Annotated in this window: 8 protein-coding genes; all 8 read left to right on the top strand. The window is 38.0% G+C overall.

The features are described from left to right. Window positions 1–48: 48 nt before the first annotated feature. The 8 genes from H8B04_RS16975 to H8B04_RS03365 all read left to right on the top strand — a co-directional run bounded on the left by H8B04_RS16975 (window position 49) and on the right by H8B04_RS03365 (window position 14,756). Complete coding sequence (locus tag H8B04_RS16975) at window positions 49–786, top strand: rhamnogalacturonan acetylesterase (RefSeq protein WP_223815236.1); 738 nt, start codon at window positions 49–51, stop codon at window positions 784–786. A 150-nt stretch (window positions 787–936) separates the two neighbouring features. Continuing rightward, window positions 937–2,106, top strand: a complete 1,170-nt coding sequence (locus H8B04_RS03395) for a glycoside hydrolase family 88/105 protein (protein WP_190301452.1) — start codon at window positions 937–939, stop codon at window positions 2,104–2,106. 50 nt (window positions 2,107–2,156) lie between these two features. Continuing rightward, window positions 2,157–5,066, top strand: a complete 2,910-nt coding sequence (locus tag H8B04_RS03390) for a DUF4982 domain-containing protein (RefSeq protein WP_317170636.1) — start codon at window positions 2,157–2,159, stop codon at window positions 5,064–5,066. 2 nt (window positions 5,067–5,068) lie between these two features. Further along, complete coding sequence (gene rhaM, locus H8B04_RS03385) at window positions 5,069–5,377, top strand: L-rhamnose mutarotase (protein ID WP_190301450.1); 309 nt, start codon at window positions 5,069–5,071, stop codon at window positions 5,375–5,377. A 3-nt stretch (window positions 5,378–5,380) separates the two neighbouring features. Continuing rightward, window positions 5,381–8,125 (top strand): glycosyl hydrolase, encoded by a 2,745-nt coding sequence (locus tag H8B04_RS03380; RefSeq protein WP_190301449.1) that lies wholly within the window; start codon window positions 5,381–5,383, stop codon window positions 8,123–8,125. 77 nt (window positions 8,126–8,202) lie between these two features. Further along, entirely contained in the window at window positions 8,203–9,234 is a 1,032-nt protein-coding gene (locus tag H8B04_RS03375) for a GntR family transcriptional regulator (protein ID WP_165291254.1), read from the top strand. 326 nt (window positions 9,235–9,560) lie between these two features. Next, the gene (locus H8B04_RS03370; RefSeq protein ID WP_223815235.1) at window positions 9,561–12,623 is read left to right on the top strand and encodes a SusC/RagA family TonB-linked outer membrane protein; all 3,063 of its coding nucleotides are present in this window, start codon (window positions 9,561–9,563) and stop codon (window positions 12,621–12,623) included. A gap of 33 nt (window positions 12,624–12,656) precedes the next feature. After that, window positions 12,657–14,756: a RagB/SusD family nutrient uptake outer membrane protein gene (locus H8B04_RS03365; protein WP_165291252.1), complete on the top strand. Its 2,100-nt coding sequence runs from the start codon at window positions 12,657–12,659 to the stop codon at window positions 14,754–14,756. Window positions 14,757–14,761 lie beyond the last annotated feature (5 nt).

Raw genomic sequence — 14,761 nt, 5'->3', positions numbered from 1 at the left:
ATGTTAAGAAATATAAGATTACTGTTTTTGGGGATTTGTACATTTTTAATGCTCAATTCTTTTTTGCAACAAGAAAATAAGACTCGGTTATTCGTAATTGGCGATAGTACAGTAAAAAATGGCAGAGGTGATGGTTCCAATGGTCAATGGGGCTGGGGCAGTTTTATCGCGAATTATTTTGATCAAAATAAGATAGAAGTACGCAATCAGGCTTTAGGAGGAACAAGTACAAGAACATTTTACAACAATCCAAAATTGTGGCAACAAGTATTAGATAATATTAGACCTGGCGATTACGTAATCATGCAATTTGGACATAATGATTCAAGTCCTGTTGTGGATACTTTGCGAGCAAGAGGTACTTTAAAGGGGAATGGAGACGAGTATGAAGAAGTGATTAATCCTTTGCTTAAGCAAAACGAAATGGTGTACAGCTATGGTTTTTATCTTCGTCGTTTTGTGAAAAATATCCAGGATAAGGGTGCTACTGCAATTATCTGTTCGCCAATTCCTCGTAATTCTTGGGAAGGAGAGAAGGTCCGAAAATCCAACTACGCTGATTGGGCAAAAGAGGCAGCTATTCAAAGTGGTGCTCATTTTATTCCATTGCAGGATTTGATTATCTCAGTTTATGAGAAAGAAGGACAGCAAAAAGTAAAATCTACTTATTTCGGCGAAAAAGATGCGACGCATACCATCAAAGAAGGCGCAGAATTAAATGCCAAATTAGTAGCCAATTATTTGAAATCAAATTCCAATATCGGCTTAAAAAAGTTTTTGAAATAAACTGAAGGAGCTTTAAATAAGATTTCGCAGGACACTACAGGTTGCTGTAGAAGCTTATTTACAGTATACTCGTACTATTAATGTAACCAATACAAAGCATTCTACCGATGCTTTTAAATATTTTTTGACGTTACCAGCTAATCATTTGATATGAAAAGAAATAAGATAGCCCTTATAAGTTCAATACTATGCTCCGTGTTTTTTATAATCGGATGTGCAACCACAAGTAAAATCTCCAACACAACGAATTCATCGATTAACAAAGACGAAGTGCTCGCTGTGTTGCGCACAACCAATAATTATTTTATGAATAAATGGCCTGATACAGGGAAACCAATTTATACGAATCGTTGGCGACCAAGTAACATATGGACTCGGGGTGTATATTATGAAGGGCTAATGGCTTTGTACAAAATCGATAAAGACAAACGCTATTATGATTATGCTGTAGATTGGGGTGAGAATCACAAATGGGGATTGCGTAATGGTACAACCACTCGTAATGCGGATGATCAAGCCTGCGGCCAAACTTACTTGGATTTGTATGAAATTGACCCTAAACCTGAACGTATAAAGGACATTAAAGCAAATATTGACTACGTCATAAAATCTGGAAAATATGATGATTGGACTTGGATTGATGCTATTCAAATGGCTATGCCTGTGTTTGCGAAATTAGGTGTCATGTATAAAGATGACACGTATTTCGATTACATGTACAAAATGTATGCGCACTCTAAAAATGTAGAAGGTGGAGGGCTGTACAACAAAGCTGATAAATTGTGGTGGAGAGATAAAGATTTTGTACCTCCTTACAAAGAGCCAAATGGAGAAGATTGTTATTGGTCCAGAGGCAATGGGTGGGTGGTTGCAGCATTGGTACGTGTGTTGGATTTAATTCCTGAAACTGAAAAGCACCGTGCTGAATATTTGCAGGATTACAAAGAATTAATGGAAGGCTTGTTGGCTTGCCAACGCGAAGACGGCTTCTGGAATGTGAGTTTGCATGATCCGACAAATTTTGGCGGAAGAGAAACCTCAGGTACTGCTCTGTTCGTTTACGGCATGGCGTGGGGAATTAATAATGGTTTATTGGATGCCAAAACCTATCGTCCTTCGATGGAGCGCGCATGGAATGCCATGTTCAAGGAAGCTATCCACCCTTCAGGTTTCTTAGGTTACTTGCAGGGAACAGGTAAAGAGCCTAAAGATGGTCAACCAGTAAGCTTTGCTTCAGTTCCAGATTTTGAAGATTACGGCTTAGGTTGTTTCTTATTAGCTGGTTCAGAAGTTTATAAATTACTGGATAAAAAATTATAATGAGACATATTGGTCTTACATACTTTTTAACTGTATGCTTTAGTTTTTTTGTGTATACAATATATGCGCAGGATAGTAAAGTATATAGTCTCAATGCCGAATGGCGCCTTCATATTGGCGATATCAAAGATGCGGAGAAAGAAAGTTTTAATGACTCCATTTGGAAGCAAGTAACGCTGCCTCATGCGTGGAATGAGAATGAATCTTTTGCGAAAGCTATTCATGAGCATTCCACAAATATTGTTTGGTATCGTAAACATCTAATTCTTCCTACCAATGTGCCATTGGACAAAGTTTTTTTAGAATTTGAAGGAGCAAGGCAAGGGGCAGAAGTCTATTTGAATGGGCAATTTATTGGTCGACATGAAAATGGTGTGATGGCTTTTGGTATGGATATTTCGAAAGCCATTAAAAGAACGCAAAAGAATATTATTGCTGTACGTACAGACAACAGTTGGTCTTATCGAGAAAAAGCCACTAATAGTACTTTTCAATGGAATGATCGAAATTTCAATGCCAACTATGGTGGCCTACCTAAAAATGTTTGGATTCATTTCAAACCTAGGGTATACCAGACTTTGCCACTATTTTCTAACCTTGGAACAACAGGAGTTTATACCTATGCAAAGAACATAGACGTTAAAAAAAGAAAACTTGATCTTTTTGTAGAATCTCAGGTTAAAAATGAAAGTAATCAAGCCCAATCAGGGAAATACAGTGTAGAAGTGCGTGACGCAGATGGAAAGCTTGTAAAAGAATTTTCCCAACCCTACAGCATTGCCAGTGGTCAAACAAAAATTTTGGTAGCTAAAGCACAGCTGCAAAATGTGAATTTTTGGAATTGGGGATATGGATACTTATATACCATTACGACCAAAATAAACAATACTGCTAATACCAACGATATTGTAGAAACCAAAACAGGATTTCGAAAAACAGCTTTCAGTGGAGGCATGGTATACTTGAATGATCAAGTCCTTATGATGAAAGGATATGCACAGCGGACCAGCAACGAATGGCCTGCAGTAGGACTTTCTGTCGCACCCTGGCTGAGCGATTTCAGCAACAGGTTGATGGTGGAAAGCAATGCAAATTTAGTGCGTTGGATGCATGTTACACCTTGGAAACAAGATGTGGAATCTTGTGATAGAGTCGGACTAATGCAAATGTTACCAGCGGGGGATTCTGAAAAAGATGTAACAGGTCGTCGTTGGGAACAGCGCAAAGAAGTCATGCGTGATGCGATTATTTATTACCGTAATAATCCTAGTGTATTGCTTTACGAAAGTGGAAATGAATCTATATCTGAAGAGCACATGGACGAAATGAAAGTAATTCGAGATCAGTATGATCCGCATGGAGGACGAGCAATTGGTTCGCGTGAAATGTTGGACAGCAAGATCGCAGAATACGGGGGCGAGATGCTTTATATCAATAAGAGTGCGCGTCATCCCATGATCGCTACGGAATATATGCGTGATGAAGCACTTCGAAAATATTGGGATGAATATACTTATCCTTACCACAAAAACGGTGAAGGTCCTTTGTACAAAGGAAATGATGCAAGTGATTACAATAGAAATCAGGATTCTTTTGCTATTGAAGCGGTAAACCGGTGGTACGAGTATTACAAAGTACGTCCTGGCACTGGTGATCGCGTAAGTTCTGGAGGATTAAATATTATATTCTCAGATTCAAATACACATTTTAGAGGCAAAGAAAATTACCGCCGAAGTGGCGAAGTGGATGCCATGCGGATACCTAAGGATGCTTTTTATGCTCATCAAGTAATGTGGAACGGCTGGGTTGAACCCGATCCAAAAGGATTGCATATTGTAGGACATTGGAATTACGCTGAAGGTACTATTAAAGATGTCCATGTCATTTCGGCTGGAGAAAAGGTCGACTTGTTTATTAACGAAAAAAAAATCGGTGAAGGACAACGTTCGCTGGAATTTTTATTCAATTTCCCGAATGTAAAATTCGAAAAGGGAACGCTCAAAGCGATTTCTTATGATGCTAGCGGTACCAAATTGAATGAGAAAATCCTTCGCACGGCGAGTGAACCTTATCGCCTAAAATTAACTTATCAGCACGGCAAGAACGGATTGTATGCAGACGGTAATGATATGGTATTGGTAGAAGTCGAAGTGCTGGATAAAGAGGGTAACCGCTGTCCTACGGCTACCAACATGATTGATTTCAAATTTATTGGACCTATGGAATGGAAGGGTGGAATTGCACAAGGTTCCAATAATTTTATCTTAGCTGAATCACTACCTGTAGAAGCTGGCGTAAATAGAGTTTTATTACGAACCTTATACAATCAAACAGGAGAAGTAAAATTAACAGCACACGCTAACGGTCTGCTTTCAGATGAAGTATCTTGGAAAGTAGAGCCTATCATAATCAATAACGGTCTTTTTGAAAAGTCTTCCAAACTAAATCTTCCATCGAATTTAGATAGAGGAGAAGGATTGTCTGAATCTCCGTTAAAAGTCAAGCGTATAACCTTACCAATTAAATTCGCTACAGCGGGGGCTAATCAAGACAAAGTAGTTGCTTCTTTTGATGATAATGAATTGTCGGATTGGGTAAACGATGGAAAAATGCAAACAGCTTGGATAGAATATAATCTGTCTAAAACCGATTTCATCGACGAAATAGATGTGAAATTAAACAATTTTAGATCTAGAGCCTATCCTCTGGAAATTTATATTGATGATAAATTAGTTACTGATATCGTGACTAAAACCACCTTAGGTTATTACACAATCACATTACCTCGTACTAAAGGTCAAAAAGTAAAAATTAAATTAAAAGGAGCATCGTATACTGCTCAGGAAAATTTACATGCTGAAATTGGCGGTAAAAGATTAGACGATGGGGTATCACGTAATGACGCGAACGCAAAAGGAACATTGAGCATTATCGAAATAGATATTCATAAAAAATTATAAGCATGAAAGTAGCTTTTAAAATGAAATTAAAACCTGGCATGAAGGCTGAATATGAAAAGCGGCATGCGGAAATATGGCCTGAATTGGCAGAATTGCTTAGCAAAAGTGGTATTTCGGATTACAGTATTTTCTTGGATGAAGAAACTAACACTTTATTTGCAGTGCAACGTCTTTCGGGAAGCTCTTCGCAAGAACTGGGAAGTAATACAATAGTTCAGAAATGGTGGGAATTTATGGCGGATATCATGGAGACAAATGCTGATTCCTCGCCAGTTTCAATCCCTTTGGTACCCGTTTTTCATTTAGACTAAATTATGAGGAATAAAAACATACTAGCACTGATTTGTGCATTGGGCCTAACGACTTTTACGTCTTCAGCGCAAAATCTGTGGCCTGAGGTGACTAAAGAAATGAAACCTTGGACAAGATGGTGGTGGATGGGTTCGGCAGTTGATAAGCAAAATCTCGAGCGCGAGCTACAATTAATGAACCAAGCGGGGTTCGGTGGAGTGGAGATAACGCCTATCTATGGTGCAAAAGGATTCGAAAAACGTTATATAAACTTCCTTTCGGACAAGTGGCTGGACATGTTGAAAGTCACTACGGATCAATCAGCAAAGTTGGGCATGGGCGTGGATATGAATTTGGGTACAGGATGGCCATTTGGTGGTTCATTTGTTACCAATGAGTATGCCGCTACTAAATTCTTTTTGGATGAAATAGATTTACAAAAAGGAGCAAAACTTACTTTTCCGTTGAAAGTAAGTGATAAAAAACAAACCTATTCCCAATTACAAGCGTTACGCGCTTTCAAAGGAAATGGGGCAGAAATTAATTTGGATCAATACCTAACTTCGACTTCGGGAGAATGGATCGCCTCAGATAATGTTAAAGTGATAGCCCTATTTACAGGTCGTACGAGGCAGCAGGTCAAAAGAGCCGCTCCAGGCGGAGAAGGTATGACGGTAGATCATTTGGGTAAGGCTTCTGCAAAATTCTATTTTGATCATTTTGCCCATATTTTCAATGGAAAAAATCTAAACGTTCGCTCTTTCTTCAATGATAGTTATGAGGTATATGGCGCGAATTGGACAGATTCTTTCTTAGCTGAATTCGAACGTATAAAAGGATACAAACTTCAGGATCATTTGCTGGATTTTTCAGGCAAAGGAACAGATTTAGACCGTCAAGCACGTATAAAAACAGATTATAGAGAGGTGATCAGTTATTGTTTGCAAAATAATTTCTTAGTCCCTTTCACAAAGTTTACGAATGACCATAATGCATTATCTCGTAATCAAGCGCATGGATCTCCAGGTAATCTGATCGACTTATACGCTAGTACGGATATTGCGGAATGTGAAACTTTCGGTTCTAGTTTTTTCAATATCCCAGGACTTCGTCGTGATAAGGAAGATGTACGTAACGTGGATCCAGACCCTATGATGTTTAAATTTGCTACGTCGGCTACGCACCTTTCAGGTAAAAAATATACCACCTCAGAAACATTTACATGGTTGACGGAGCATTTCAAGACGGCATTGTCGCAAGCAAAGCCTGAAGTAGAGCAGTTGTTTTTGGCGGGTGTAAATCACGTATTTTATCATGGTACGACGTATACGCCAAATGACGTATCATTTCCAGGTTGGTTATTTTATGCTTCCACAAATTTTGTTACTAACAATTCTTTTTGGGACCATTTGCCAGGTTTAAATAGTTACGTCACACGCGTCCAATCAGTAATGCAATCTGGTGTTGCTGATAATGAAATTTTAGTGTATTGGCCTGTGTATGACGTGTGGCAAGATACCACATCAGCTTTTAAGACCTTAAGTGTGCATCATGTAGACGAATGGTTGCATCCTTCTTCATTTTATAAACAATCCGTAAGGTTGCAGCGCCAAGGATATAGCTTTGATTTTATCTCGGATGCTTTTATCGCAAAGACCAAAGTGCAGAATAAACAGTTGGTGACATCCGAAAAGGCAAATCCTTATAAAGTAATTTATGTGCCCTCCACAAAGTATTTCTCTGTACAGACATTTAAAAATTTATTGCGTTTAGCCAGTGATGGTGCAACTGTAATTTTTGAGTCTTTACCTAAAGATGTAGAAGGCTATCACAATTATGAAGCTCGAAGGAAACAATTGGCTGACCAAGTAGCTTTGCTTAAATTAAAATCTGATGTAGCACATCAATATACTAAGTATGGCAAGGGAAAGATTTATGTAACTACAGATGTTCAAACAGCTTTAGAAACAGAACAAATTTTTTCGGAGCGATTGGTACGCACAGGTATTAATTTTACCAGAAGAGTGGTTGGAAATGAGGTGTATTATTATTTGGTAAATCACAACAAACGCAATGTGGATCAAAAAGTAGCGTTAAATAATGTTCGAAAATATTATTCTTTGTTGGATCCGCAAACTGGTAAAATTTATAATCTGCCGCAACAAGAAGGTCATATAAGATTGCAGATTCCTTCGGGCTATGCTTGGATCGTGTTAGCTTCGGATGAAAAGAAAGTAGAAAAGGATTATAATTATATCGAAATATTAGAAGAAGTAAATTCTTTCAGCCAACCATGGAAACTGACCTTTATCAAAGGAGGTCCTCAATTACCTAAAGCGGAGACTTTATCCAAATTAAGTTATTGGACGGCGCTGAATAAAGCCGATATGAATAAATTTTCTGGAATTGGAGTCTATGAGACTTCAATAGATTTGACAAAAAAGGAAGGGAAATCTTACCTTTTAAAACTTGGAGCTGTGGGGGAAAGTGCACGAGTGATAATAAATGGAAAAGATGCAGGCATAGTTTGGTCACATCCTTACCACATTGAAGTGAGCGACTTTTTACAGTCTGGCAAAAATACCGTACGTATTGAGGTGGCAAATTTAATGGCAAATCGTATGCGTGATTTGGATGCCCGAAAAGTAAATTGGAAAAATTATCACGAGATCAATTTTGTAAACATAAATTACAAACCATTTGATGCTAGCCAATGGAAAATCATGGATAGTGGATTAAATGGACCAATTCAATTATTCAGTTTTTAAAATAAGTAAATGTAAAGGTAGCTTGTGAGTATAAAAAAAAAAGTATTTTCTTTATACTTACACTAACAAATAAACCTATGAGCAGTTCTTCTTTTAATAAAAGTATTCAGATAAACGACTTTTCATCTACTCCAAAATATATTCAATTAGTAGATGCTGTAATTGATGGAGTTCGAAATAATTACCTCAAACAAGGTGATATTTTGCCTTCTATCAATGAACTAAGTATTTATCTTGATATTTCAAGAGATACTGTTGAAAAAGGGTACAAACAACTAAAAAGTTTAGGGGTCATTTCTTCGACACCTGGCAAAGGTTATTTTGTAGCAAAGACCGATGTCGCGAAAAAATTAAAAATTGCTTTATTCCTCAATAAACTCAGTGCACACAAAAAAATTGTGTATGATGCTTTCGCAAAAGAATTAGGTGATGAAGCTTCCTTAGACTTATTTGTCTACAATAGCGACATTTCGCATTTGAGAAGATTATTACTCAATTTGAATAAACAGTACGATCGCTATGTCGTATTTCCACATTTCAAAGAAGGCCGTGATCAGGCTCCTGAGGTATTGTCTCTGATTCCGGAAGAAAAGTTGATGCTATTGGGCAAACACATTGATGGTATCAGCGATAATGTGGATTGCGTATATGAAAATTACGAGAAAGATATCTACGAAGCTTTAGAAAAATTCCTTGAGCCTCTTTCGCGTTACCAAATGATAAAATTAGTTTTTCCAGACCATAGCGATTACCCCAAAGCGATTATTAAAGGCTTTTACAAGTTTTGTAATCAATATGCATTCGATCATATTTTAGTAGGTAATCTTGCCAAAGAACCCATCAAAAAAGGTGAGTGTTATATCAATCTTGCTGAAGACGATCTAGAACTCATACTAGAAAAAAGCATCAAGAAAGGACTAAAAATCGGAAAAGATATTGGCGTAATCTCCTATAATGAGACTGCCCTGAAAAAATTTATTTTGAATGGTATTGCGACCATTTCCACCGATTTTGATTTAATGGGTAAATATGCGGCCCAAATAATTAAGAATCAAGAAAAAAAACAAGTAGAAGTGCCCTTCTACGCAAATTACCGACCTTCCATCTGATACAGGACATCACAGGATGCTCAAATAAATATGCATACCTATCTTTAGTTATATGGATAGGATGTAGCTTATATGCATCTACTGTGAAATTATAGACCTGATTTATTTTCTTTTAACCAGGAGAAAATAATTGTAATGTATATCAAAAGACGATGCTTAATTCATTCGTGCGTGAAGGCATTTCTTATTGATTTCAATAGGGGAATTTTTCAACCATAGGATAACCAGAACAAACTATTAGATTTTATATAATGAAAAGGAAAAAACAAACTAATCAATTTTTCCAAAAGTTTTTAAGCATAAAAGCATTTCTGCTTGTATGTTTGATGAGTATAAGTTTTATTACAGCTTTTGGTCAAAATCAAGTGACTGGTAGAGTTACGGATGATGGGGGAAGTCCACTTGAGGGCGTAACAATCTCAGTGAAAGGAACGTCAAGGTCGGTAGCTAGTAATGCTTCAGGTCAATATACTATTGATGTACCAAATAACGCAGTACTGATTTTTAGAGTTATCGGCTACACTTTGCGAGAAGAGTCTGTAGGAGGTAGATCGACTATCAATGTGCAGTTATCACAAGATAATCTGGAGGTGGATGAGGTCGTGGTAGTCGGATATAACGTCGTTCGAAAATCTGATGTTACAGGTGCTGTAGCGAGTATTGGAGAAAAAGAACTTAAAGCTATGCCTGTCAAAGATGCGTTGCAGGCTATGCAAGGAAAAACAGCCGGTGTAGATATCACATCCAACCAACGTCCTGGAACAACGGGAGGTATCACTATTCGTGGACTAAGATCACTATCTGCAACGAATAGCCCGCTTTACGTTGTTGATGGTATGCCCTTGCAAGGAAGTGGTATTGATAATATCAATCCATCGGATATTGAGTCTATCGACATCTTGAAAGACGCTTCTGCTACCGCTGTTTATGGTTCTCGAGGCGCAAATGGTGTTGTTTTGGTGACTACCAAAAAAGGTAAAAAAGGAAGAACTTCACTTACTTACGCAGGAACGGCGACTGCAGAAAAAATGTACGATGTAATGGAATACATGTCCGCTGCGGAATGGATTGACTACGCACGCTTAGCAAAAACAAAATCGACTACGCCAAATTACAGTGAGGATTTTGCTCGTTGGGGATCAGTTGCTGCTTCTTGGGCAAATATTGCAAAAGGTTGGACACAAAATAATACCGTGTGGGATCCTTCATTGGTAGGTGAATTTGATTGGGCGTCAGTAGGAAGAAAGGACGCATTATCTACAGAACACACGTTAAGCGTTTCAGGTGGTAGCGAAGTAACACAAGGATATGGTTCTTTTGGTTACTTAAAACAAGATGCCACACAACCAGGACAACTATACGAAAGATTTACTTCAAAAATTAGCTTTGAAGCATCACCTACTAAATGGTTTACTATGGGTGCTAATTTAAATCTAACGTATGGTGACCAAGATTATGGATATAGTTTTACTAAATCTACTACTGGAGCAGGTGATTATTACAATGCGCTAAGAGGAATGCTTCCTTGGACTGTTCCATATGATGCCGATGGCAACTTTATTCGTAACCCAGCAGCGGGAGATATCAATATTATCAACCCTATAAATGAGTTGGAGCATAATACAAATCAACGTCAAAGTCTTGTGGCTACCGGTAGTTTGTTTGGTCAGATTGATTTAGGAAATATCTATTCACCATTGAAAGGGTTACGTTATAAAATTCAATTTGGTCCTGAATACAGACACTATAGACTGGGAATTGCTAATGCAGCTGAAGGTATAAACGGAGATGGAAATAATGCTGTAACATATAGTCCCGATAGAACTATTGCATGGACCTTAGATAATTTAGTTTTCTACGATAGGGACTTTGGTACGGATCACAAATTAGGGTTGACCTTCTTGCAATCCGCTTCTGGATACAACTATGAAAGTGCTACGATGCGCGCAACAGATGTATATAGTGCACAAGAATTATGGTATAATATATCTTCAGGTGGATTTGTGGGGTCCTATGGCACAGGATTGAGAGAGTATCAATTAGAATCCTACTTAGCGCGATTGAATTATATCTACAAAGACCGCTATATTTTAACTGCTTTCACACGTTGGGACGGTTCATCGGTGTTAGCTCCAGGCTATCAATGGGATTCATTCCCTTCGGTGTCATTAGCATGGCGCATTGACAAAGAAAATTTCATGCAGAATTCTTCTGTAGTGAATGCATTGAAGTTGAGAGCAGGTCTTGGTGTAGTAGGTAACCAAGGTATTGGTCCTTATGCTTCCAAAGGTGGTTTAACGCAAGTATTTTATAATTGGAATACAACGACTTCGACACCTGGCTATGTTGCTTCTGATCCTTCAGCAGCAAATCCTCAAAAAATGGCTAATCCGCAATTGGGCTGGGAGCGTACTACACAATTTAACGTCGGTTTGGATTATGGTTTATTCAACAATAGAATCAATGGTGCGTTAGATGTATATAGCACAAAGACTAATGATTTGTTGATGTCTATGCTGATTCCTTCCATTTTAGGATATACTTCAACTAATGCAAATGTGGGTAAAACCAAAGGTTGGGGTATAGATTTCCAATTGAATACAGTGAATATTCAAAAAGATGATTTCCAATGGAATACTTCTTTGACATGGTCTAAGGATAAAGGTGAAATTGTGGCATTAGCAAATGGCAATCTTCAAGATGTAAACAATAGATGGTTTGTTGGAGAAGAATTAGCTGTAGCTTATGATTACGTGTACGATGGTATTTGGAAAACTTCAGAAGAAGCGGAAGCTGCTAAGTATGGTCGAAAACCAGGACAAATCCGTGTAAAAGATTTAAGTGGAGCTGATGGTGTGCCAGATGGTGCTATTGATGGTAACAACGATAGACAAATAATAGGTTCGTACCGTCCAAAATGGTCTGGTGGTATATCAAATACCTTTAATTACAAAAACTTCGAACTTTCATTTTTCATCTATTCACGGTGGGGATTTTTAGTGAATGCAGGTGCAGCTACATTAGATGGAAGGTATATGCAACGTAAATTAGATTATTTTATTCCTGGAGTGAATGAAGATGCAGAATATTATATGCCAGGTTCAAACGGAGAAGCGGCGGATACGTACAGTTCTTCGATGAATTATAGAGATGGTTCATTCATAAAATTGAGAAATGTAAGTTTTGGCTATAATTTCCCTGCTTCCAAACTACAAAGAATAGGAGCTAATAATATTAAAATCTATGGTCAGCTTATGAATCCTGCCATGCTGTATTCTAAAATCGACTTTTTGGACACAGATCTTTCCAATTATAACAATAACTCTAATCAAGTGGGATCATCGGTTACTACCAGGGGATTTGTTTTGGGTGTAAGTGTTGGTTTTTAATAAGAGCGTCGTAAAATTTATAAAGTGAAAATCATGAAAAAAATTAATTATAAACTATTAGTAGCATCGCTATTAGGTGCGACCTGTATATCTTTTATGGAGTCTTGTAGTAAGGACTTTTTGAAAGAAGAGCTTATTACTACACCGAGTACAGATTTATTTAAAACACAAGCTGGGTTGGACGATTTGTCTACTGGTGCCTATTCCAAGCTAAAATTTAAGTTTAATTACACTTGGGGTATGGCATTATTCAATCTCGGAGTTGATGAATTCACCGATGCTAACAATGCCTCGCCCAGTTTTAATAGCTATGGAACGGACTTAAATCCGCAAGAAACTACTTATGGTGGTCAAAATATTGCCCCTTTGTGGGACAATATGTATTCTGGAATTGAATCTGCAAATACGTTGATTAAAAATGTTCCTTTGTATTATGATAAGTCAAGCTCTAATTACAATGTAAGATTAGGTGAAGGCTATTTTATGCGCGGCTATTTCTATCTACAATTGGTGACTCAATTCGGTGGTGTCCCTTTAAAATTGACACCTTCTGAAGGCGTAACAACTTACTTCCAACGTAACACTGAAGAAGAATGTTTCGCTCAAATTATTGCTGATTTAGAAGAAGCTTATAAATTATTGAATCCTACAGGTTCCGAATTTGGTCGTGTGACCAAATGGGCAGCAGCACATTATTTGGCTAAAGCACATTTGACACGTGCTAGTGAACTTTACAGTGGATGGAATACAAGTTATGTAGGTGCGGATTTGGATGCCGTGATCAAGTATGGTACAGAAGTAGTGAATGCACATCCCTTGGTGAGTGATTACACTGAATTGTGGGATTACCAAAAAGCGAATAGTCCTAACGAACGCGTTTCTGAAGTAATTCTTTCCGCACAATTTTCGGATGATCAAGCTACTTGGGGACGTTATGGTAATCAAATTCATTTATATTATCCAGCTGTTTATCAAGATCTAGCAGGTACTTCTCGCGATATTTCTGGGGGGCGTGAGTTCTCTTATGCGCGCTCTACAAACTATACATTAGATGTTTTTGACCGTGTCAATGACTCGCGTTTCTGGAAATCTTTTATTACTACTTATGGCAGTAATAATACTGCGGGGGCGCCTTCTTGGACAAATGAGCAAGCGGCTATGGGCCCTCCAGGAACGGTAGCAGGTACCAAGCGTTTTAGAGGTGGCGAATTAGCCATAAAATATATTGTTAACAGTGCCGGAGATAATAGATATACCAAAGTGGGAACTGATCTAACTTCTGTAGCAAAAGGTGGAATAATGCAAAATACCCACACGTTCGTACGCTACTTTAATGGTCAATCACAAGCTTGGGTGGGAGAACATGGTAATTATGGTTATTTCTTATCCCAAGGAACAAGTACGCATTCTCGTTACGTAGCCCTCTCCAAATATAGAGATGGATATCGCGTAAATATTGCTTCTCAATTTGGTACGCGTGATGCAATTATGGCACGATCTGCTGAAGATGTGCTAATGGTAGCAGAGGCTTATGTGCGTAAAGGTGAAGGAGAATATGCTAATGCCATACAATGGATCAATAGGTTGAGAAATCGAGCAGGGTTTAAACAAGGTGAAGACCGTACAAAACATGTAGATGGTGGGCAATCGTATATAAATAATCCTTATGCTGCTGGAAAAGGTGGTGGATTCTCTGCTGATGGCGCGATCTATTGGAATAAGAATACCTACTATGAATCCAACAATGATATGCCAGTAACGACTGCTTCTACGGTTTCATCTTTAGTAATCAATTCTGTAAATGATATTTTCAACTCACCTGTGGATGTTCCTATTTACAATAAACTAGGAGCCACCACAAATGCACAAAAGATGCTGCATTTTATCTTAAATGAACGTACAAGAGAGCTGTGTGGTGAGCTATACCGTTGGGAAGATTTAGCCCGCACAAAAACACTAGAAGTAAGATGGAAAGCATTCAACGATGGTTTCGTACGAGGAAATTCAGTCTTTAATCCAAATACACATTACTATAGACCGTTACCTCAATCGTTCCTAGATGCAATCACAAATGAAAATGGAGGAGCTTTAACTCCAGCAGAAAAGCAAGCTATGCAAAACCCAGGTTATTAGTGGTT

It is taken from the genome of Sphingobacterium litopenaei, assembly GCF_014692495.1.
GTDB classification, from domain to species: Bacteria; Bacteroidota; Bacteroidia; order Sphingobacteriales; family Sphingobacteriaceae; genus Sphingobacterium; species Sphingobacterium litopenaei.
The sequence above is the reverse complement of the archived record's forward strand: the minus strand, read 5'-3'. Positions and strand labels throughout refer to the sequence as shown.

Excerpts from the sequence above, each read along its gene's own strand:
- H8B04_RS16975 (WP_223815236.1), top strand. The coding sequence starts at position 49 with ATGCTCAATTCTTTTTTGCAACAAGAAAATAAGACTCGGTTATTCGTA.
- H8B04_RS03395 (WP_190301452.1), top strand. The coding sequence starts at position 937 with ATGAAAAGAAATAAGATAGCCCTTATAAGTTCAATACTATGCTCCGTG.
- rhaM (WP_190301450.1), top strand. The coding sequence starts at position 5,069 with ATGAAAGTAGCTTTTAAAATGAAATTAAAACCTGGCATGAAGGCTGAA.
- H8B04_RS03380 (WP_190301449.1), top strand. The coding sequence starts at position 5,381 with ATGAGGAATAAAAACATACTAGCACTGATTTGTGCATTGGGCCTAACG.
- H8B04_RS03375 (WP_165291254.1), top strand. The coding sequence starts at position 8,203 with ATGAGCAGTTCTTCTTTTAATAAAAGTATTCAGATAAACGACTTTTCA.
- H8B04_RS03370 (WP_223815235.1), top strand. The coding sequence starts at position 9,561 with ATGAGTATAAGTTTTATTACAGCTTTTGGTCAAAATCAAGTGACTGGT.
- H8B04_RS03365 (WP_165291252.1), top strand. The coding sequence starts at position 12,657 with ATGAAAAAAATTAATTATAAACTATTAGTAGCATCGCTATTAGGTGCG.